Genomic DNA, 22,019 nt, shown 5'->3' with positions numbered 1-22,019 from the left:
ATCCTATTGCCCCGCCGACGCGGCGCCGCCGGTGGTTCGTCGTCTCCGGCGGCTACGCCGCCTCCGACTCCTCACCACCGGCCAAAACAAACGTCAACGACCGGCCAAGATAATTGTCGCCGCCCATCCTCGATCGTGGCAATCTGTTGATCAAGCTTGCTCAAGCCGTTCCACTGCCCTCTGAGTGTGTCGATCAGTACCGCAGGCAATCGCTCTGCGACTGTTGCCAGCACTATCGGCATGGCCTTATCGAGCGCACAGCGACCTTTTCCCATCACCTCGCCGTATTCGGCGAGCAAACCCCGAAGACAGTTCACTTGCATTGTGCGGAACTTGATTAGTTGTTGCCGCATGCGATGCAGCGCCAGCACGGCCTGCTGACCTTCGGTCTTCACGGAAACCGCTTTCCCCGGCTGCTGCACCGCAAGCCAGATTGCACGCGCATCGGCCGGATCGCTTTTGTTGCCGATATTGAAGGCTTTGACGAATCTGGCCGCCATCAGCTTCACCTGGTGGCCCATCTTCGCAAGTTGTCTCGCCCAGTGGTGCGCTCCGCCACATGCTTCCATGCCGATCAGACAAGGTTCTCGGTTTGCGAAATGCTCGAGGAACCGTGCCCGCTTGATACGTTTGCTGACGATTTCACCGGAATCCGAGTCGACCCAGTGCACCTGAAAGATGTTTTTTGCAATGTCCACTCCCACTGGCGTGAGTTTCATAACATCCTCCGATTGATGATCGGTTACCGTCGCAAGAATCCACCATGCTTTGTAGCTTCGACGGTAGGTGGGAGGCGTTCATTCCATTTCCCGGTGTCAATCGGGATCGGTTTTGAACTTTGCATTCACTGTCGTTTCCGATGTTTCCGAATTCCCTGAGGGCGGCGTAGCAGTAACTCTCGACGGTGGATCACGCTGATATTCGCGGGTTGGGTAGCCTCGCATCACGGGGAGTCATACTGACTTGCTGATGCCCAGCAGCACGTTCTTGCCGCCGCTGGAGTTCTGTCGGGGTACCAGACCGACCCACGCCGCAAGTTGCCTGGCATTCCTGAAGCTCATTGCGTCACCGACAGACGCGACGAGCGCGCTCGCGGTAAGTGGCCCGATGCCGGGGACACGTGCGAGGCGTTGACTCGTTTCGTCGCTGCGGTGCCAGGACTGAATCTGCTTCCCGAGCTCCCGGACCTGCCTGCCAAGGTCCTTCAGATGGTCAATGAGCCGCTGGATCAGCAATCGAGACGAGCCAGTGAGATCGCTCTCTGCATCTTCGATTAGTTCGGGCACCTAGCGCTCGAGATGCCCGATGCCTTGGGGAACAACGATCCCGAATTCGGCGGCAGTCCGCGAATCTGGTTGGCCTGTGGGGTTCGGGGCCGGACAAAACCCTGACGTACGCGATGCAGCGACAACACCGATTGCTGCTCGATGGTCTTGACCGGTACGAAACGCATGTTAGGTCGCGCGACTGCCTCGCAGATCGCCTCGGCATCCGCCGCGTCGTTTTTGTTCGTCTTGACGTACGGCTTGACAAACTGGGGTGCGATTAATCTTACGGTATGGCCCATTGCCAGCAGCTTGCGGGCCCAATAGTGCGCGCTGACGCACGCCTCGATCCCGATTACGCAGGTGGAGAGGTTGGCGAAGGAACTCCGCAACGTGATTTCGCTTGAGCACTTTCTTCAGCACGGTTCGGCCATGTTCATTTCCATGTTCATTTACACCATGCACGGAAAAAAATGTTCTTCGCCAGATCGATGCCAATCGTCGTAATCTTCATGATGGGCGCTCCCCTCGGTCAGGTGGTTGCGGTGACACTTCCACTAATGGGATGGTCCCCGCCCTGGCGGATCGGATAGGCTGGCAGTGTTCATACCGAACTGGAGGCCATCATGGACGGAGTCACGCTCGTTGGTATCGATCTTGGCAAACACACATTTCACCTGCATGGGCAGGACGCAAAAGGCAAGGCTGTGTTCCGTAAAAAGATGAGCGCAAACAACTGGTCGAACTCTTCGCGACGTTCCATGCTTGTACCGTCGTTATGGAGGCCTGTGCCGGTTCGCATCATATGGCCCGCAAGCTGGCCGAATTCGGGCACACGGTGCGCTGTATCTCGCCTCAGTTCGTCAGGCCATTCGTCAAGTCAAACAAGAATGATTTCGTCGACGCCGAGGCGATCTGCGAAACAGCATCGCGCCCGGCGATGGAGATTTGTAACCCCGAAGACGGAATCGCAACGGACGTTTTCGGTGCTGCATCGTGTGCGTGAATCGATGGGTGCGCGAGCGCATCAGAACCGTCAACCAGATGCATGGCTTTCTCCTCGAGTTTGGCATCAGTCTGCCGGTGGGCAAGGCCGCTGTCGCACGCCTGCCGTCCGTGCTCGCCATGCAGGAACTGCCGCTCCGGCTGGTTGCGATTCTGGAGCGCCACCACCAGCACGTCAAGTACCTCGAGGAACAGATCGGTGAGATTGACCAGGAGCTGGGCCGCCAGCTCGCTGAGGACGAGATGGGACAGCGCCTCATGAGCATCCCGGGAGTTGGCCCGGTCACCGCAAGCGCGTTGGCCGCGAAAATGGGCGATGCAAAACAGTACGGATGCAGTCGCGATTTTGCGGCATCGATTGGGCTCGTCCCCCGGCAATACAGTACGGGCGGCAAGACCAATCTTCTCGGTATCAGCCGGCGCGGCGCCAAAAATGTCAGGCGCCTGCTCGTCCTGTGCGCCCGAGCCTACATGCGAGGCCTAGAGAAACGAACCGGCCGCCTGACGGACTGGGTTCGCGCAATGCTCGTGCAGCGGCATTCAAACCTGGTGGCGTGTGCACGGGCCAACAAGCTGGCGCGAACCGGCTGAGCAATTGTTGCGCGCCACACCACATTCGACGCGGGCTTCACAACCCGCCCGACCTGAACGAACATGGCTTCATCTTTATTGACCACACTCACCCAACTGGTTTTGCGACGACCGAAAATTGATGACGTGAACGGCATACCGGCCTGACGAAGAACCTGCGTGCCAAACAGGCTTTCGAAGCCGACCCACTGTTAAGGATCGTCAGGCGCGAATCTCATCGTGGCGCGGGGTGCGCCCCCCAAAACGACGCCGAATAGATTTAGGCAAGCCAACTCGCCATCGAAAATCAGGGTTGCAAAAATGGGGCGGACCATAGATTTGGCAAATTGATGCCGCTTCGGGTGGGGGCGTCGATCCCATTACTTTCGACTCTAGCTCCGCGAAACTACGTGATCTACGGTATTACGAACGACGCAGCACCGTGACGAAAAGATGACAATGCTAGCAACCGATCATGGGACGAAAATCGGGCGTTGCCGCTAGGGTGAGCGGCTTCATGCTGGTTGAGCCATACCTACTAACCTGACGAACCTGACATCAAGATCATCTTCCACGCATACACGCATTAGTATGCGTTAGGTTTCCATAATAAAAATTCATATTCAATAACTGATCCAATGTGGCAATATCGCTTTGACAGGACATGAATACGCGCTCCGCTTCGAGCATGTCTGATTGTCGTCGTCGCGTCTGGCGGACTGCGGTCGTCGGTCATCGACGGCAGCGAGTTACGCGTCAACTCGCTATACAAGCAAGGAATCGCACAGGTTGGCCAAAGAGTTCGGTTGGAGGCAGTCGCGGATGACGGAGGCATGGAAGCACTGTACACGGACGCATCCACATTTCAACTCGCGCTGCAGTGGCCTCCTGAATGGCACGCCTCAAGCGACGAGGAGCCGGAAGATGCTAGGCGCGTTCGGCAAGGCATGTGATGGCTATAGAGCGAAGCGTTCGACGAAGCAGAATGCAACAACCAATTAATCTGCAGTTGCCTATTGGGAAGAGCTAACCCGGATTCTGGATTGGACGCAAACAGATGCTCCACACTATTACACGCGCATAGAAGACTTCATGTCTACGCGGTCGAAAGAATATTTGCGCGGCTAGCAGGAGCGAAGCCCTGCCCGGGACGGCCAGATGCCAGCCGATGCGGTTCGCAAAGCCCAATGATATTGGGCATATTAGCGGGCAAAATTAAGCCTTCAAGACACTACGTCGGCAGCAGTGTGGTAGCTCGTTCTCTCTTCTTGATGGCGAATCCTTTCCGTAATGAAATTTCCTTCATGCGTTCTGTTTGCACCCGAGCGCCCAGCCCGTGAGTGCTCCAGCCTCGCACCATCCATACTCCATGCATTCATCAACCTCCCGGCTGCCAGAACTCGATTTTCTCCGCGGTCTCGCATTGCTGATCATTGTCGTCGATCACGTCAGCGGCAGCGTCGTGTCGCACATTACGTTGCACACGTATGCGCTTTGCGACACTGCTGAAGCGTTTGTGTTTCTCGCGGGCTACTCGACAGCCACCGCGTGGACTACTCTGGCAGCGTACCGTGACAAAGCGGCCGCGCGTAGGTGGTTTATCAAACGAGCGTGGGTTATCTATCGGGCATTTCTTTTCACGGCTGGCTTACTGCTGCTGGCGAGCGCCGTCTTGCGCGCGTTCCACATCGAAACGCCGCACACGGCACGTGATCTGCAGCAATTGATTGCGTCGCCGGCAACGGTGCTGCGCGATATCGTGCTGTTACGCCGTCAACCATATCTTGCGTCGGTGCTGCCGATGTACGTACTCTTCGCGCTGGCAGCACCGGTGATGGTACCGCTCGCACGCGAGCGCCCGTGGCTACTTGTAGCGCTATCGTTAGGGCTCTGGGCGGTCGCGGGAACCTTATATTGGTATCTTCCCGCCGCACTGAACAACCGATGGGATTTCAATCCGTTCGCCTGGCAACTGGTATTTGTGCTCGGCGCACTCGCGCGCTGCCAGCCCGTTTATCAACACATCGATTCCGCGCGCTTCGGCAGGATCGCGTGGCTTGCAGCGCTCGCGATCATCGCCTCTGGTGCCTATTACAAGCTGAGGATCGAGCCCTCAACGCCTGGCATCATGAAGCGGGACCTCGAATGGCCACGCGCGGTGAATTTCATCGCGCTGGCGTGGCTGGTCGCCGATCTCGTCCGCCGTGGCTGGATACGACACGCTGCTGAGAGGGCACCGTGGGTCGGAGCGATCGGCCGTAAGAGCCTGCCGTGCTTCGTCGCCGGCACCGTAGTTTCGCTGAGCGCCGATGCCGTGTTGGCCCGGACAACCGGCGGCCAGCATGATGTGTGGCTAGGTCTCGCTGCAGATGCAGTGACGATCCTGTCCGTATTTGCCGTTGCCTCGCTCGCGAGCCTGCCGGCCCGCGCGCTGACGTCACGCCTGAGGAAAAGGCTCCGCCTGTAGACCCATTAGCCGTCATGCGCAAAGCCGGTTCCTCGCGGCTCTTGAGTTCGAGCTGGGACTGAATAATGCTTCGCTGATTCTTCTCGCAGAAGCCCCGCGCACGGCTCGGGGGTGACGTGGCTCACTTTGCACTCAACGTTGATGCTGTGTCGGAAAGCCGCGGCAGTAAGGGGTTTGCAGAATCACTTTTTCAGGTGGTCGCCAGCATATGGATGCAGCAGGCAATTCTGAAGAAAGCCTCCGTGGATGGAATCGATCTGTTCGAAGCGGATGCGCAGTCGGCGGAAGTTGTGAAGCCACGAGATGGTCTGATCAACAGAGGCTGACCACGTCGAGCGATTTCTGCAATGCATGACCGCATGCAGTGGACATCGATATTTGTCGTGGTCGTAACCTCTATCGCCCTGAACGACCCGAGGCTTTGATAGTGGTTTGCCAGGCTTGCCACGGATGGGCGGAATTGCCTCGACGAACGCTAGAAGTTGAATGGGATCGTTGCGGTTGACACCAGTCATAATCACCGCGAGCGGGAAGTTCCTGCAAATGCATCAACAACTATCAGCTTCAAACCCTTGCCGCGCAAGGCGCTTCGAGTTTTTCAGGGTCGACTAAATTACTGTCTCAAATCCGGGGGCCACTTTACAGATCCTGCGCGAAGGGTACGAACTTCTGTACAACGAGATGGGATTGAGGGACTATATTCGCTACTTCTACTCCGGCCGCATCACGGTGTTGGTTGGCTCGTTCGCAGCATTGACGCATATCAACATCGAGGGTGAATCGCGCGCGTATGTTCACTAATGCAGGTGCGCGAGCGGGCGGCGGCAGGTTTTTAGGTTCGCAGCATTGACGCATATCAACATCGAGGGTAAATCGCGCGCGTATGTTCACTAATGCAGGTGCGCGAGCGGGCGGCGGCAGGTTTTTAGTTTGTGGCGCATCGTGGTTCGCAGCAGAGAAACCATCAACGTAGTCGCCCGGGGGCTCCTCGTCATCGTGCCAAGGCCGCATGATCCGGAATTCCCCAGAAGTTACGCGTCAGGATGACGCACGAATGACTGTTACTCAGGAGGAGGTGCGACTATGAAAAATATGGCCGACGCCGACACGATCGAGTGCCGCGGGATTATCCGGAGGAGGGCCTTCGAACTTGCCGAAAGCGGTGCCTTTACCGACTGGCGAGCAATCAGGCTGACGCTCCACTCGCTCTTTCCCGCTAATCGCGTCGACGATATCCTCGCGAGCCCGTTCTGTCGTCTGGACCTGAATCTGCGATGCGGCAAGCCCATCCGTCAAAGCCTGTCCAATGAATATGGTCACGTGCAAGACAGCGAGCACGAAAGCGCCGGATAGCGATCAAAGGAGGTTTGCACGAGAGCCGTCTGCGACGGCACCGACTCCCAGTCCATTGAACCATTGAAGTCCTACCGAAACTGGACAAGGGCCGTCCGGAAGATGAACCCCTCTTCTGCATGCAAACATGCTATGTATCTGATTTGACTTCACGGTTCGCTCGCAAACGGCCCGCTCACTCATGCGATGAGCCGACTGCAATGATTGCTGTTCGGCGCTTGATCGGTGCTGGATCAATGCCGGGTGTGGCACAGCTGCACAGATGGCGGAAGCATCATTCTCGTCGTTCTTGCCGCCGACCACAAAGGGCTTCACATATTGTGTCGGCAGCAGTCGAACCGTGTGCCCCCTGCGAGATAAATTCCAGAGCCCAGAAGTGCGAACCGTGACGGTGTTCGATGCCGATCAGGCTCGGTTCCAATCTCGAAAAGAACTTGCGCAGCTGCGGAAGTTTGCGCAGCTGTATCGGAGCAAGATCTGCGAACAGGCAAGGATGGTGACGTGGCCCCGGTGGACAAGTGGCCCTATGGCGTGTTCACGCTAATATCGTTTGATCGTCCACTCTGGCGATGGAAATCACCGAAGCCCAATATCAACGGATCGAGCATTGTCTGCCACGACAGCGTGGCAACAGTCAGTCCGACGAACCTGCAAGTGCAGTGCGATCTTTATGTCGCAGAGCACGGCTGCAAGTGGCGTGGACTGCCGAAGCGCTTCGGTAGATGGCATACGATTTACACGCGGATGAACCGCTGGTCCAGAAGTGGCGTGCTGCGTCGCGTGTTCACGGAATTGCAGCGTGCACAGATCGTTCGCATCAGGATCGACGCGGTTTCGCTGGATAGCACTATGGTAAAGGTTCATCCTGATGGCACCGGTGCGTTAAAAAACGGACCTCAAACAATCGTAAAGTCCCGAGGCGAAGGGAATACCAAGATTTATATGGTTGCCGCGGATGCTCGAACAGCCATAACGTTCGCGTTGTCTGCCGGCTAGGGAGCAGTCGTCAATAGTGGTGTATGCGGGCGGAACGGCATGATCAGGCGGCCAGCGCTTGAGGAGCCGGTGTGCTCGCATTCACCGGAGTTCCGTCTTTGAAGGGAACGCCCTTCAGAAGCTGATCAATTTTCTCGGCACCGCGAATCTTTCTCCAGGTCTGCTCGGCCGCTTCAATCAGCTTGAACGCCATCGCGAGGAGGGTCGCGCGCGACAGACAGTTGCGCGTGCGGCTGGTGCGATGGCGTACCGTAGCAAACGTCGATTCGATCGGATTCGTGGTCCGCACATGCTGCCAGTGCTCCGCAGGGACGTCGTAGAACGCGAGCAGTGCGTCTCGATCCTTCGTGAGCTTCTCGACAGCCTTCGGGTACTTCGCCGCGTACACGTCGACGAACTGATTGAACGCAACAATCGCATCGGCGCGCGTCGCGGCATTCCAGATCTCTGCGAGCGCCGCCTTGGCCTTGCCGTGCTGCGACTTGGGCATCGCGTTGTGGATATTTCCGGCCTTATGAAACCAGCGGCGCTGATGTCGCGTCTGCGGGAACACCTCATCGAGTGCCGCCCATAGTCCCATCGCGCCGTCACCAACCGCGAGCAGTGGCGGCGCCCGAGCAATGGGTGCGGATCGGAAAGATGGACGAAGAAATCGCAGCGATCGAATGTTGGTTGCGCAAAGGGAAGAAGGAAGACAAGGCAGTAAACGAAAGGTTGCGTTGGCAATTCTGCGGGTCGCTCGTGGCGTGTCGACGAGACCTACCTGAAGATTCGCGGCAGCTGGGTCTACCTGTACTGGACAGTGGATCGGGCTGGTCAGACGGTGGACTTCACGCTCAGAGCCCGACGCGACGCGGCTGCGGCCAAAGCTTTTTTTTCAGCAAGGCCATCAAGCGTCAGGGCCAGCCGCCGGAGACCATCACGCTCGACGGCTATGCTGCCTCGCACCGCGCGGTGCGCGAAATGAAGACCGATGGTGTGCTGCCTGAAGACACGAAGGTCAGGTCCTCAAAATATCTGAACAACGTGATCAAGCAAGACCATCGCCACATCGAGTCCAGAACGAACGCGATGCTTGGGTTCAAGCGATTCGGGAGCGACGCGGCCCCGATTTCAGGAATCGGGTTGACGCATCGCATTCGCAAGGGGTAGTTCGATCTCGCGAAGCTCGGCCTCAAGGAGGCCGCTGCGCCCGCCGTATGGAATGCGGTCCTGTTTGATCGATAAGCCATCCTCCCTATTTGAACTTTTTCAACCCGCCTGCCTATTTGCACCAGCATCCTTCATCCCACGATTTTACTCGACCATCCCAGCAACGCGACAATGCCAATATGATCGATCCGCGACCAAACCGGTTAGCAGTCCTTTATCGACCCTGACTCATCGCACTGCCACCGCAACATGCACCGAACTTTGTTGCACACACCCAATAATCGGAACCAGCCGAGCGCAAATAATGCCACGCGGTAAGCGAGACTACTAAGAAGTACGTCATCAAATTAATTTATGCCTGCACTTATATTGATCGGCGTAGGTCCTATTGATGTCTGTTTGCTGCATTTTATCAATGGATCTGAAGCCACAGTCGGTATAAGAGATGTGCGCAAATCTATGCGCCTACTGAGGCAACGCATGGTTCCGTTCAAACAAGGGACGGGGGTAGCCTAACGTATTTGACGACACAATTGCGACACGATGACTCATCTAGAATACCGGGTAGACTGAATTCTGTTATGCAAACCTTAATGACTGGAATGAAATGCATCGCAATTCTCATCAAGCTCAACACCATCTGTCGGCGTAAAACACTGTATGAGATCGCCATCATGGAAGAATCTTCTGCCGGGACGATGGCAAATGGCAGTCGGCATGGCGTCAGCGCCGACACATTCACCGAGAGTCTGTTTTCCATGTGCAAGCTGGACGACTTCGTCCCCAAGTCGCATCCGTTGCGTTCGATCCGCGTGATGGCGAATGAAGCGCTGGCGAAGATGGATCGACTGTTCGCCCAGATGTACGAAGCGGACATAAAGGGCGGGAGGCCGAGCATCGCGCCAGAGAAGTTGCTGCGAGCCATGCTGATTCAGGTGCTTTTCAGCATCCGCTCAGAGTGCCAGCAGATGGAGCAGGTGCAGTACAACCTGCTGTTTCGTTGGTTCATTGGCCTAGCGATGGACGACGAGGTGTGGGTGCCCACGGTCTTTACGAGAAACCGCGAGCGTCTGATCGAGCACGACGCCGTGATCGAATTCTTCAACGAAGGGGTGTCCATCGCCGGGAAGAAGTGTCTGCTCTCAGGTGAGCATTTCAGCGTGGACGGCACCCTAATCCAGGCGTGGGTCGGACACAAGAGTTTTGTACGCAAGAACGGCGACGATCAGGACAACGATGGTGGCGGCACGGGCGACTGCAAAAGCGAGAAACGCAGCAACGAGACACATCAGTCGAAGACCGACCCCGATGCGAAGCTCTATCGAAAAGGCAAAACGGCCAGCGAATTGAGTTACATGGGCCATACGCTAACGGACAACCGGCATGGCTTGGTGGTCAACGCACGCGTGACACGCGCCGACGGTCATGCCGAGCGTGAAGCGGCCAAGATCATGATCCACGACGTACGGCAGGCGGCAGAGGATCCGGGCGCGGAAATCACGCTGGGTGCAGACAAGGGTTACGACGCACAGGAATTCGTCGAGGCGCGCCAGCAGATGAAGGTCACGCCGCACGTTGCGCAAAACACCTCGGGGCGGCGTTCGGCAGTGCCCGATGCGATTGCCTCGAGCGTGGGCTACGCCATTTCGCAGCAAAAGCGCAAGTTGATTGAACAGGGTTTCGGCTGGGCCAAGACCGTGGGGCGCATGCGCCAGGTGATGGTGCGTGGCTTGAAGAAGGTGGACCAGATGTTCGTGTTGAATATGGCGGCCTACAACCTTGTGCGCATGCGATCGCTGGCACAGGTGCGTCCATAGTGGCGGGAAAGCGGCAATGAGGCCAAAAAAGTAGCCTCAACCCGCCAAAACAACGTTGAATTCGCGTTGAGATTGCGCAATCAGAAAAATTTTCGGCAGGAACCGCGTAAGCGGAACAAGGCCGTCTCCGTTGGGCTGTATTCCAGCGGCCTGCTAGGGCATCCCGGCGGCGGCCGAGTGCACTGGGTGGGTTGATTGACGGGAGACCGCGAAGTCCGCGCCACGTATTGGCGTCGTCCAGCGTCATTTTGGAACGACCCATCTTTTTGATAGAAGGCTATTCGCAAGCATTGATCGAAGCCAACGACCTGATTGGAGTCTCGACTCGTGAATCTTCCAAAACGCATGCTCGTCGCCAATGTCGCGTGGGCCCAGGAAATCGGACGGCGCGAACCAAACTTGTTTCGCGCGCTAGCCGTGGGGCAGAAACCGCAAGTGCTCTGGATTGGCTGCTCAGATAGCCGCGTACCCGTCGAAACCATCACCCAGTGCGCGCCGGGGGATCTATTCGTTCATCGCAACATCGCTAACCTTTTTCGTCCTGATGACGACAACACCATGAGCGTGCTCGAATATGCGGTGTGTGAGCTGCGGGTCGCGCACATCATTGTCTGCGGGCATTACGGATGCGGGGGCGTGCGCGCCTCGCTACTTCCGCCAGCCGATGCCTCGCCGCACTTCAACCGCCACATCAGGCCGCTTTGCGCACTCGCACACACGCATCACGCGGCGCTCGCTCGCCTGCCATCGGAAGAGGCACGCATCAACCGGCTCGTCGAACTTAATGTACTCGAACAGGTACGCCTGCTGCGCGAGCATCCGCTCGTGCGTGGGCGTGCACCCTCTCCCCTTGTGCACGGCTGGATCTTTTCACTGAACGACGGCCAGATGCGCGAACTCGTGTCGGGCTACGGGCCTGAAACAAGGAAGGCAATCGCCCCCGTCTGACCCGCTCCAGATCGCTCCGCTTACCTCGTTCACCGGAACATGGCAGTCGCACAAGTTTCGCCGTCGCGGTATTCACCCTTCACTATTTTTCGTTTCCGTCATGACTTCGAAAGCTTTCCCTTCTGCGCTTCTACGTGACCTCGCAGCCGGCGCTGTAGTCTTTCTCGTCGCGCTGCCGTTGTGTCTCGGCATTGCAAAAGCCTCCGGCGCAGAGCCGCTAGCCGGGCTGGTGTCTGGCATCGTTGGTGGCATCGTCGTCGCCTTGCTCAGCGGATCGTCCCTCAGTGTGAGCGGCCCCGCCGCGGGCCTCGTCGTGATCGTCGTCGACGGCATCGCGCGTCTCGGTAGTTTCTCTGCATTCCTTATTGCATTGCTGCTCTCGGGCGCCATCCAGTTCGGCTTCGGCACGCTTCGAGCCGGGCAGCTCGCGTCGTATGTGCCCACACCCGTCATCAAGGGAATGCTCGCCGCAATCGGCCTGCTGCTGATCATCAAGCAGGTTCCACTCGCAGTCGGTCTGACGTCGGGCGGCAACACCGAATCGTTGGCAGGCGCGCTTGCATCCATCTCGCCCATAGTCTGTACTGTAGCCGCCATCTCGCTGGCCATCCTTGCGGCCTGGGACACGCATACATTGCGACGCTTCGCCCTAGTGCGGTTCGTGCCCGCGCCGCTTGTCGTCGTAGTTGCGGGCGTAAGCGCGACGCTGGTTTGCGGCGCGTTAGGCGCCACGCTCGCGTTGCCACCTGAGCTCCGCGTAGCGTTGCCGGCCATCAAATCGTTGGCGGCGCTCCACGACGCCTTGCATTTCGCTGAGTTCGGGTTGAGCTTCGCGCGCCTTGTGGATCCAGAAATCTGGATCGTCGCCCTGACGCTTGCCGTTGTCGCGAGCCTAGAAACGCTCCTGAGCCTCGAAGCCGTCGAGCAGATCGACCCGCAGCGTCGCGCCGCACCACCGAATCGCGAACTCAAAGCGCAAGGCGTCGGCAATATGGTGGCAGGCGCCATCGGGGGATTGCCCATCACATCCGTCATCGTCCGCAGTTCGGCCAACGTCCACGCCGGCGCGCGTAGCAGGCTCTCCGCAATCGTGCACGGCGTGCTACTCCTCGTCAGCGTGTTCTCGCTCACGGATGCGATCAACCTGATTCCGCTCGCGAGTCTCGCCGCCATTCTCATTCATACCGGCATCAAGCTCGCCAGACCGTCGCTGTTCATTATGCTCGCGAAACAGGGAGCGGCAGCGTTCACGCCATTCATTGTAACGATTGCCGGGGTGCTCGCCACCGATCTGCTCACCGGAATTGTCCTCGGCGTGCTGTGCAGCGCCGCGCTCGCGTTGTGGGCGAATCTGCATCGGCCTATTGCCCTCGCGCGACACGACGACCATTTCCTGCTCTCGTTTCGCAAGGATGTGTCGTTTCTCGGCAAGGTGGCGCTCAAGGAGATGCTTGCGCATATCCCGGATCGGGCGACTCTCATCGTCGACACAACCCGCGCCGATTTCATCGACCACGACGTGCGCGAACTGCTGGACCGTTTCATTGACGAGGCGCCGCTGCGGTCGATCTCGGTGGAGGTTCTACATGCCGCAACGGTGCTGCCTCCTGCAACGCGCTCAGGCGCCTGACCGCATGCCAACAATGATGTTGGGATCCGTGACGGTTGTGTGTCGCATTAGATGCTATGTGGGAGGGCCGCGGAAGTAAGCCCGACTGGGTAAAACGGAGCTTGCACACATCGTTTTCTCCGAAGGAGCACGCAAATGGATGGCGCGAGCCGGTGCCTCGTGGCGTATGCTGCCGACCAACTTCCCGCCGTCGGAACTGGTCTATCAGCAAACACAAACGTTGGCTGAACGCGGGTTGTTTCGATGCGATGGTCAGCGAATTGCGTTCGGTGCTGCGTATCGCCCAGGAGCGCCGGGGGCAACCCAGCGCGGTTATCCTGGATGGACGCACGTTGCAGTCCACGTGCGAAAGCGGCCCGCGTGCGGGCTACGATGGCTATAACCGCAAGCGTGGCAGCAAGGTACACATGGCGGTCGATACGCTGGGCAATCTGCTGGCTGTGCACATTACGCCGGCCAACGAGCAGGGGCGAGCGCAGGTTGCCGAGCTTGCCCGCCAGGTTCAGGAGGTATCGGGTCAAACAATGACGGTGGCATTCACGGACCAAGGCTATACAGGTGAGGACGCGACGCAGGCCGCGCGTGATGAAGGCATTGAACGGCAGGCCATCAAGCTGCCGGAGGCGAAAAAAGGCTTTGTCCTCCTGCCGCGTCGCTGGGTGGTCGAGCGCAGCTTTGGCTTGTTGAATCGCTTCCGGCGGCTCGCACGAGATTACGAGCGACTTCCGCAGACGCTTGCAGGGCTTCATTTCGTCGTCTTCGCAATGTTGATGCTCGTTCCACGCTTCCCAGCGCGACGCAGTAGGGCGCGGGATCTCCCGGTTCCCATGCAAGGTGTTTCCGCACGTGCTCAGGGTCTCCGACCGCGCGGGGTCCGGGATTGCCTTGCCAATACGGCAATCCCGGCGTGGCTTTCGGCAAGCGTCAAGCGCCTCGGCACCCCGATCAGCCCGCACCTTTCGGAACGGGGAATGGATTTCGCAGCTCGATACCTGGCCCATGCGTACCTCTGCCAACGCTTCGCCTACGCCCTTACGGACGCACACGCATGACTCGAGGCCGTTGTGGTTGGCTAGACCTTCAACGTATGACTCTTTCATTCACAACACCTTGCCGGGTTTGACCGGCGCACGGACGCGTTCATTTCATTGCTCACGCCCAATGCGGCTTCGAACAGCTTGCTGTGCATAACCTGCCCTCGTCGTGTTTATGCAGAAGTCGGGACGATACCCCCCACTGGAAATTCAACAGAAGCAAAATTGAGTCCATTCATCTACGGCTGTAACGGCGACCTTGAGGTAGGTCAAACATTGGTCAACACGGGTAGGATGCCATGAACAACGAAATTGGAGCGTGTGCGAAACTAAACATTAACGAATGTCGCGAAAATACGTCGGCGTGAAGTGCATGTGGTAGCGTATGCTTGGCCAGCCACGCCCTGACCTTCGGATGCTTATGCGTCGCATCGTTGTCGACGATCAGATGCACATCGAGATTGTGCGGGCACCGCCTGATCCGCATGCCTGAGAAACGCGAGGAATTCCTGATGACGGTGGCGCGGCTTACATTGCGCGATGACTTCACCCGTTGCCGTATTGAGGGCGGCGAACAGCGGGTAGCGCCCTGCCGGACGTAGTCATGCGTCACTCCCTCAAGATAGCCCCGCCCCATCGGCTACATCGGCTGCGTCCGCTCTAGCGCCTGGCACTGGCTCTTTTCGTCGACGCACAGCACCAAAGCATTGGTCGGTGGGCTCAGGTACAGCCCGACAATATCGCGCAACTTCTCTACGAAGTAGGGATCATTAGACAGCTTGAAACTTTTTGACCAATGAGGGGCGTTGCATAAGTGGAACGTAAGGACAGGCCACGCGCCGCTGCGCTTAGCCGTACCTCGTCGATCAGCCAACCCGACACTGAATCACAATGACCTCCTTCGAACACATCTCCAGTCACCCCATCCCGGATCTGCGCGCGCAGCTCGAGCAATACCTAGACCCCGCATCCGGAGCACGTCATGTACATTTGGCCAGCGACCAGGACGAGTTCGCTTTCCTGGTGGGCTTTCCGACGGTTCCGCAAGCTAGCGACGGGCGTGCCCATATCCTCGAGCATCTTGCACTGTGCGGCTCGGAGCGTTTCCCGGTGGCGGACCCGTTTTTCGCAATGCTGCGGCGCTCAACGGCGACTTTCATGAATGCGATGACGTACCCCGACCGCACGGTCTATCCGTTCGCGAGTACCGATCGCACCGACTTCTTCAATCTGCTCGACGTCTATCTTGACGCGACCTTCTTCCCCAAGCTGGATTACCTTAGCTTCCGTCAGGAGGGCTGGCGCCATTCCTTCAAGGACGATCGCCTGATCCGTCAAGGTGTAGTGCTCAACGAGATGAAGGGCGCGTTTGGCGATCCGCTGAGCATCCTGTACTCCGGCCTCAACAAGGCTCTGTTCCCCGGAACGTCCTACGCCGAGAACTACGGCGGCGACCCGCTCGTCATCCCGGAGCTTTCACACGAAATGCTGCTGGAGTTCCACGCCAGCCACTACCATCCTTCGCAAGCGATGTTCATGAGCGCTGGTCGAATCGAGGCAAAGGAGATTCAGGCCAAGCTCGTTGAGCGCGTGCTCTCGCGCCGCACGGGACGGTGCCCGGCGCGTCGGCCAGAGCTGGCTGCTGACTGGATAGCACCGCGCCGCGCTCAGGTCAGAGTACCGTCGGCTCAAGCGCGCCCTGACGAACATGGCCTACAGCTCAGCTGGCGCTTCGGTGAATCCACCGACCCGCTAGCCACTGCACGACTTCGGCTACTGAGCCACGGCTTGCTTGGCGACGCCTCCGCGCCGGTGATGAAGGCGATGCAGTCGGCCGGCTTCGGCCGACCAAGCCAGATGAATTTCGTCGACAGCGGCCTGCGCCAGCTTGTGCTGCATATTGGCATGGAAGGATTGACCGAGACACAGGTGGAGCGAGCAAAGAGCTGTATCGAGCAAGCCCTCGAGGACGCCGCAACTGACGGCGTTCCGGTGGATGTCCTCAAAACCGCACTGCGCGACATGCGCTTTGCACAGCGCGAGATTCAGGGGGACACCATCCCAGACGCACTGCGCCGGTTGCTTGACGCCATACCCTTGCTGATGAACGGAGGCGATGTCGCAACGGCATTCGATATCGAACCCGTGCTTCAGCAACTCGAGAAAGAGATTGAGGACCCGGCCTTCTTCAAGCGTGCCGTCCGTGAGCTGATCAATCACCCGAATCTTCTGGCCACGCACGTGATTGCAGATGCCGACTTCGCGACTCTGCGCGAGGCGCAGGAAGCCAAGGCGCTCGCGCTGAAGGAGCGCGAGCTGAGCGACGACGAGCGTCGCCAGATCGGCGCCGAGGAGGCCGCTCTGGCCGAACACCGGAAGGCTCGAAGCAACATCGATGTACTGCCTTGCGTTCAGCCGAGCGAACTCAGGCGTGAGCCCATCGCGTTCCCAGAGATTCAACATCAGCACAGCTCGATTAGCGTCGTCGGTGGCGCCACCAACGGCATCACCTATGCGACCACGCTTTTCGATCTGAGCACGGCCCCGAAGGACGATTGGCCCTGGCTATCCCTGTACGCGGACATCGTGCCGGACCTCGGGACTGGTAGTTTGGGATTTGAAGAAGCGGGCCGATGGCGCCAGCGTCAGGTGTCCTCATTCTCAATGACGCTGGACACCTTGGTGGAGGCCGGTCGCACGAGCCTGACGCCGCAACTGAACGTTCATGCCTCCGCGCTGACTGGGGACGAAGCCGGAATCCCCTCCGCCATCGCGGCGTGGGCCTTGGTGCCGCGATTCGATGAACTCGACCGCATCTCGTTTTTGACCAAAGCGCGCGTCGCGCGTAAAGTCAACGGCTTAGCAGCGGCGGCCGGCCAGTACGCTTCTCTGGCCGCGGCCGCGCCCTACTCGATTCGTCGGCAATTTGCCCACCGCGTGCACGGCCTAGCCTCTCTGCCATTCGTCGCCGCGCTAGGCAAGATGCTGGAGTCGCCGGAGGGCGTTCAAGCTATCGCCGACCACCTGAAGCGCATTCACCAGCTGTTGCTGGAGGTGCCCAATCGCGTCATTTGGGTTGGCCTGAACGGATCGTCGCTCGAGGCCTCGAAGGCATTGGACCTGCGCCCCTCTCGGGCGGGCAGGCTGGGTGCATCTGACGCGATCTCGCGTGCTCATGAAGTCGCCAACGTGGCCTTGCGTGTGGCAAGCCAGGTGAACCATTGCCACATTGCATGGGCCGCGCCTAGTGTCGAGCATCCCGATGCTGCGCCTCTCGCTGTTGCCGCCGAGCTCCTGACCCATCTTGCGCTGCACCGCAAGCTGCGCGAAGAGGGGGGCGCCTACGGCGGCTGGGCCAGCTATAGCGCGGAGGATGGCCTTTTTACGATGAGTTCGTTTCGCGATCCCCGGCTGGCGGGCACCTACGCGGATTTCGCGGGCTCGGTGCGCGAGATCCAGGACGCAAGCTTTAGCCAACAGACCCTCGAAGAAGCCATCATCTCAGTCATCAAGCGACTCGACAAACCTCTGGCACCATATACTCTCGCCAGTGCAGCCGATCGTTCGGAGCGTCGCGGTGTGACGAAGGAGATGCGCCGAGCCTTCCGCCAACAAGTGCTCGCTTGCACTTTGATGCAAGTCAAGGAGGCGCTCGCTCGCTGGCTACTCCCACAAGCGGCTAGCCGTGCCGCCGCTGTGGGAAATGCAAACCAGGATCTCTGCGGAATGGCTGTGATCGAGGTAGCTGACCTTGTGAATTGATTCAAGTGATTGCGGGTTTGACCGTGCCTCGATTTCGCGTACAGCAGGAATTTTGTTAATTTCCTACTGTACGGAGGGGTTGCATGTCAGAAAGGTCAGTGCCGAAACGGCAACACACAGACGAATTCATGATCGAGGCCGTCAGGCTTGCCAAATCAGTCGGGCAGCACGAGGCTGCACGAAGGCTTGGGGTACCAGTGGCGACGCTAGGGAACTGGATGCGGCGTGGCCGCCGATTCGAGGGCGTTGGCCCGGCGAGTGGTCGCGAAGCGGTCACGGCACGAACAACTCGCCCGATCAGTGCGCTGGAAGCCTAGAACAGCCGGTTGCGCAACGAATTGGCCAGTGCGAAGCTGGACATCGAAATCTCTCAAAAGCGACGGCGTACTTCGCGAAAGGGTCGCGGTGAAGTACGCATGGATCGATTCCCACCGCGACCAGTACCGCGTCAGCCGCCTGTGCCGAATGCTTGATGTATCGCGCAGCGGCTATTGCCAGTGGCGTCGCCGCGGATCGAGCAGGCGCGCTCAGGCCAATGCAGCGCTGGACGCCGCGGTCGCCACCATCTACCCGGCGAGTCGCGGCAGTTGCCGTCGTCCTCGTATCGTGCGGCAGTTGCGTGCCCAGGGCCAGCCGGCGAGCGCGGAGCGCGTACGTCGCGCAGCCTGCAACGCCAAGGGCTGCGTCCGGTCTATATAAACGGATCTGGCGCATGCGCTCGGTTTCCGGCTGCTCGAACACGACGTGCATACGTAGGTCCGCCGCCACGCGTGCCGCGGCCGCCTGGAAGTCCTCGGGGCCGGACAGGGACAGCGTGGAGCCGAACTTCTGCTGGGCAAAGCGTGGCGCGATCTCGATCGCGTCGCGCTCGCTGTCCCACAGCCGCAGCGAGCGGCCCTCGTCGACGAGCAGCGCCGCGCCATCCTTGCGGTAATCAACCTCGCCGCTGGCCCGCACCTCATACGTGATCGACGGGCCATTCCAAAGGATTTCGTTGTGCGACTGAGTTGCGCCGTGCGCGCCATCCCGCGGCGCGGCAAGCGCAAGCGAACGCGCCTCGGCGGCACGCTGTGATCGCCGGCGGACCCGTTCAGTTGAGGAGAGGTCCGTGCGATCGGCGAACGCGCTCCGGGCGTCATGGAACGCGCTTTTGATCGTAAGCGACATTTGGCGGCCGTCTTGACGATCAGAATTTGATCTCGAAGAGGCGTTCATTGACGTCCGGAAGGTCAAAGGCAGAGGGATTGAAACTGCCGCCACACCAGTCGAGTAATCGCTGGTGTTCTTCATGAGCGGGATCGATGATCGCGTCGAGGAACTCGACGTAGCCGGGTACGCCGCCAACATCTTCCGGCGGACAGGCATTGCGGCCGTCCAGGCAGATGGGCGCGCGCAACTGGGGATCAGGCGCCAGGACCTTCTCGAGCTTCACACGATGCTGCCAGTTGTCGCCGCAATCGTAGATGTAAGTGAATGACTTCAGCGCACCGAGCGCACGGCCCAGGTTCACCCGCGCTTCGTTGAGCATCGGCGGGTCACTCGGGAAGTCCGGATCGGGCACCCCGTAGTGGCGTCGCCGAACACGAATTCGTGCAGGTGGCCCAAGTAATTCGCTTCGCCAGAAGCCATAGTCCGTCATCGGTTGCCCAGAGAATTTATACCAGATCGCCGCGACGTCCCCGAAAAATGAACACGTCGTCGCCGAGCGGATTCTCTTCGAGTGCCGCTTGCACCTTCGCAGCAAGAGCCGGGAAACCACTACGCATGTCGGTGACGCCTGCGGCGACCCAGGTGCGAGTGCCTACCGGCAGGCCGATCATCGGGATAGCTCCCGGATCAGCAGCCGCAGCATATCCGGTGACACGTTGCCGCGAACTCTCAAGCGTGCACGGTCGAACTCGATCTCGCAAAGATCCTCTGGCGAGTGTGCTGTATCGACTGCTATCGGTGGCGTATGTTCCGCCGCTTCAGCGACTACATCCACAGGCAACAGCGACGGCACCTCCGGTGCCCGCTTCGGCGTTGCGCCCTCCGGAAGCGTTGGCAAACCGTACTCTCCTGCCAGATAAAGCCGTCGCCATTTGAACAACAGGTTCGCAGTGATGTCGTTGCTGCGCGCGATCAACGCCACCGACGCGCCCGGTTCGAAAGACTGTTCAACCAGTTGCCGTTTGAACTCGGTCGGAAAGTTCGGCCGCTTATATGCGCCGACTGCGGCGCCATCGCCCCACGTCTTGTTCACTTTGGTATCCACCATCATTTGGTGGGTACCAACTACCCAAAATCTCAATCAGCACGCCAGAGCGGCCGCGGCGAGACGCTTACCTTATGACCCCCGATGGGCAGTTCAAACTCCTCCACTTGTGGGCGGCTAAATTCCCCCCGGGCAGGACGAGCGGATTATGCGTCGGATTCCTCAGTGACGGCAAGTCTGGCGGCGGCTTCCCGCAGGCGATAGCTCTTGCCTTCAAACTCGAGGAGTTTGGAGCGGTGCAGCAGGCGATCAAGGATCGTAGAGGCCATGGTGCTGTCGCGAAGGTAGCGCCTCCAGTCCTGGACGAGGCGGTTGGACGTGACGAGGATGCTGCGGCGTTGCTTGTGGCGTTGATGGACCACGGTCTGCAGCAGTTCGGCCGCGGCATCGGGAATGCGTTTGGCGAGGAACAGATCGTCAAGCACGAGAAGTTCGGGCTCGACGAGGGCCTTGAGCAACCGGTCCTGATCGGCACGCGTTTCCACGGCATAGCCGGCGAGCACGATGTCGCGACGTAGCTCACCTTGATTCCCTGCAGGGTGGCGTTGTAGGCGATGGCCTTGGCGATGTGGCTTTTGCCGGGGCCGGCTCCGCACCCGCTCCCGCCACTACCACCGCCCATTCGGGTAAATCCACCGGCCAGAGCGAACTCAGGACGGGATAAAACTCGGGGGCAAGCTCATTCACGGACGACTATTTAAGAGTTCTGATTAAGGCCGTTGAGATCGCCCGACCCAGAACTTGGCGGTTCTCCGGGACATCCATCATAGTCACGTGGTCGCCCGGAATTGGCACGGCATGAATGGCCTCCGCACATAAAATTCGGTCCCAACCCCGCAAAGGCGAAATTGCTTCTGGACCTAGAGAAGTTTGTCGAGAACGTGTCCGACTGCTAAAAGGCCGGGTCGCATAGAATTGGTGTATCTCAACTGGAAGGGACGGAACTTGATACAAGCGCAGCGCCCGTTGAAACTGCGTGGCCCTTTCATACCTCAGAATATCATTGCGAAGATCACGATCCAGCGGGATCGCCCCGATTTTCTGAGCCTTTTCAAGAAGTCGGGAAATTGAACTTTGTCCAGCGAAGCGATTGAGGATTTCGAACTTCTCGTCATTCAATTCGAGAGACTCTAACACTACTTCTTGTATCATTTGGGTGGATGATGTCCTTGATGGATTTGCAAATAACAAAACGTCAATTAGGCTGATGAAGGAAACAGCTTCGTTGAGGTTTAGTAACTGCTGCGCAATTGCATAAGCCAAGATTCCTCCTGACGAGTATCCAGACAACCGATATGGACCTCGCGGCTGGATCTCGCGAATCGCCAAGCTCGCTTGCGAGGCGATCTCTTGAAGACTTGGAAATTGAAATGCACTGAATTGCGGCCATGGCAAAGCGTAGACCGAACAGTCGACGTCCATTTCTTGCACCAAGCTGGGGACATAGGAGCAATCGCCCAACCCTGTAGGAACAAAGAACACCGTTGGCCGCGATCTGATTTCTCGAACACAAATCGCTCTCACACAGCTGGGCTGCGGTGCCAAACGAACTTTCGATGCAACTTCCTTCAGAAGGGGGGCTTGGAAGAGGTCGGCGACGCCGAACCTGAGCCCGAGATCGACTGCGCGACTGAGCAGTTGCACCGCCAGGAGCGAGTGGCCACCGAGCTCGAAGAAGTTGTCGTTCCGTCCGACCCGCTCGACCCCTAGAAGCTCCGCCCAGATCCGCGCCAACGCCGTTTCGACTGCGCCCTGCGGCGCCTCAT

Annotated in this window: 11 protein-coding genes and 12 pseudogenes; 12 read left to right on the top strand and 11 right to left on the bottom strand. The window is 58.9% G+C overall.

Annotated features, from left to right (window positions below; translation table 11 throughout):
• Positions 1-128: 128 nt before the first annotated feature.
• Positions 129-719: pseudogene (locus AB3X98_RS41270) on the bottom strand (IS110 family transposase); the annotation flags it as partial.
• 243 nt (positions 720-962) lie between these two features.
• Positions 963-1,779 (bottom strand): annotated as a pseudogene (locus AB3X98_RS41265) (IS110 family transposase); the annotation flags it as partial.
• A gap of 112 nt (positions 1,780-1,891) precedes the next feature.
• Here AB3X98_RS41265 and AB3X98_RS41260 point away from each other — a divergent pair.
• The 3 genes and pseudogenes from AB3X98_RS41260 (at position 1,892) to AB3X98_RS41250 (ending at position 5,307) form a co-directional block, all read left to right on the top strand.
• Positions 1,892-2,861 (top strand): annotated as a pseudogene (locus AB3X98_RS41260) (IS110 family transposase).
• A gap of 647 nt (positions 2,862-3,508) precedes the next feature.
• A complete protein-coding gene (locus AB3X98_RS41255) occupies positions 3,509-3,793 on the top strand; it encodes a gamma-glutamyl-gamma-aminobutyrate hydrolase family protein (RefSeq protein ID WP_368610444.1) in 285 nt (94 codons plus the stop codon).
• 416 nt (positions 3,794-4,209) lie between these two features.
• Complete coding sequence (locus tag AB3X98_RS41250; RefSeq protein WP_368605756.1) at positions 4,210-5,307, top strand: OpgC domain-containing protein; 1,098 nt, start codon at positions 4,210-4,212, stop codon at positions 5,305-5,307.
• A 132-nt stretch (positions 5,308-5,439) separates the two neighbouring features.
• Here AB3X98_RS41250 and AB3X98_RS41245 read toward each other — a convergent pair.
• Positions 5,440-5,837, bottom strand: a pseudogene (locus AB3X98_RS41245) (hypothetical protein); the annotation flags it as partial.
• Between the two features lie 553 nt (positions 5,838-6,390).
• On the opposite strand from AB3X98_RS41245, the gene AB3X98_RS41240 reads away from it, so the two are divergent.
• Positions 6,391-6,660 carry a hypothetical protein gene (locus AB3X98_RS41240; RefSeq protein ID WP_342922778.1) on the top strand — a complete coding sequence of 90 codons (270 nt, stop codon included), beginning with the start codon at positions 6,391-6,393 and terminating at the stop codon, positions 6,658-6,660.
• A gap of 569 nt (positions 6,661-7,229) precedes the next feature.
• Positions 7,230-7,653, top strand: a pseudogene (locus AB3X98_RS41235) (transposase); the annotation flags it as partial.
• 46 nt (positions 7,654-7,699) lie between these two features.
• On the opposite strand, the pseudogene AB3X98_RS41230 reads toward AB3X98_RS41235, so the two are convergent.
• Positions 7,700-8,263, bottom strand: a pseudogene (locus tag AB3X98_RS41230) (transposase); the annotation flags it as partial.
• A gap of 126 nt (positions 8,264-8,389) precedes the next feature.
• Here AB3X98_RS41230 and AB3X98_RS41225 point away from each other — a divergent pair.
• From AB3X98_RS41225 to AB3X98_RS41205, 5 genes and pseudogenes are all read left to right on the top strand, one after another.
• Positions 8,390-8,883: pseudogene (locus tag AB3X98_RS41225) on the top strand (IS6 family transposase); the annotation flags it as partial.
• 623 nt (positions 8,884-9,506) lie between these two features.
• Positions 9,507-10,625, top strand: coding sequence for an IS5 family transposase (locus AB3X98_RS41220; RefSeq protein ID WP_368605791.1), 1,119 nt, complete (start codon positions 9,507-9,509; stop codon positions 10,623-10,625).
• 327 nt (positions 10,626-10,952) lie between these two features.
• Positions 10,953-11,573, top strand: a complete 621-nt coding sequence (locus AB3X98_RS41215) for a carbonic anhydrase (RefSeq protein WP_368605757.1) — start codon at positions 10,953-10,955, stop codon at positions 11,571-11,573.
• A gap of 100 nt (positions 11,574-11,673) precedes the next feature.
• A complete protein-coding gene (locus AB3X98_RS41210) occupies positions 11,674-13,203 on the top strand; it encodes a SulP family inorganic anion transporter (RefSeq protein ID WP_368605758.1) in 1,530 nt (509 codons plus the stop codon).
• A 112-nt stretch (positions 13,204-13,315) separates the two neighbouring features.
• Positions 13,316-13,979, top strand: a pseudogene (locus tag AB3X98_RS41205) (IS5 family transposase); the annotation flags it as partial.
• A 615-nt stretch (positions 13,980-14,594) separates the two neighbouring features.
• Here AB3X98_RS41205 and AB3X98_RS41200 read toward each other — a convergent pair.
• A pseudogene (locus AB3X98_RS41200) lies at positions 14,595-15,039 on the bottom strand (IS630 family transposase); the annotation flags it as partial.
• An 89-nt stretch (positions 15,040-15,128) separates the two neighbouring features.
• Between AB3X98_RS41200 and AB3X98_RS41195 the strand changes: the two are divergent.
• The gene (locus AB3X98_RS41195; RefSeq protein WP_368605759.1) at positions 15,129-17,999 is read left to right on the top strand and encodes an insulinase family protein; all 2,871 of its coding nucleotides are present in this window, start codon (positions 15,129-15,131) and stop codon (positions 17,997-17,999) included.
• 83 nt (positions 18,000-18,082) lie between these two features.
• A pseudogene (locus AB3X98_RS41190) lies at positions 18,083-18,694 on the top strand (transposase); the annotation flags it as partial.
• A 67-nt stretch (positions 18,695-18,761) separates the two neighbouring features.
• Here the strand turns inward: AB3X98_RS41190 and AB3X98_RS41185 are convergent.
• From AB3X98_RS41185 to AB3X98_RS41160, 6 genes and pseudogenes are all read right to left on the bottom strand, one after another.
• Positions 18,762-19,166 (bottom strand): annotated as a pseudogene (locus AB3X98_RS41185) (LPD7 domain-containing protein); the annotation flags it as partial.
• A 19-nt stretch (positions 19,167-19,185) separates the two neighbouring features.
• Positions 19,186-19,527, bottom strand: a complete 342-nt coding sequence (locus AB3X98_RS41180; RefSeq protein ID WP_368605792.1) for a plasmid pRiA4b ORF-3 family protein — start codon at positions 19,525-19,527, stop codon at positions 19,186-19,188.
• Positions 19,528-19,654: 127 nt separating this feature from the next.
• Positions 19,655-19,819, bottom strand: a complete 165-nt coding sequence (gene tnpB, locus AB3X98_RS41175) for an IS66 family insertion sequence element accessory protein TnpB (protein ID WP_368605760.1) — start codon at positions 19,817-19,819, stop codon at positions 19,655-19,657.
• Positions 19,816-20,259 (bottom strand): transposase, encoded by a 444-nt coding sequence (locus AB3X98_RS41170; RefSeq protein ID WP_342949888.1) that lies wholly within the window; start codon positions 20,257-20,259, stop codon positions 19,816-19,818. Before AB3X98_RS41170 ends, tnpB begins: the two co-directional genes overlap by 4 nt.
• A 140-nt stretch (positions 20,260-20,399) precedes the next feature.
• Positions 20,400-20,839 (bottom strand): annotated as a pseudogene (locus AB3X98_RS41165) (ATP-binding protein); the annotation flags it as partial.
• Between the two features lie 107 nt (positions 20,840-20,946).
• On the bottom strand, positions 20,947-22,019 hold a 1,073-nt coding region (locus tag AB3X98_RS41160; RefSeq protein ID WP_368610443.1), incomplete at its 5' end, for a thioesterase domain-containing protein.

The organism is Paraburkholderia sp. BR14312 (assembly GCF_040948675.1).
Classification (GTDB): Bacteria; Pseudomonadota; Gammaproteobacteria; order Burkholderiales; family Burkholderiaceae; genus Paraburkholderia; species Paraburkholderia nodosa_A.
This window is presented reverse-complemented; position numbering and strand designations above follow the sequence as displayed.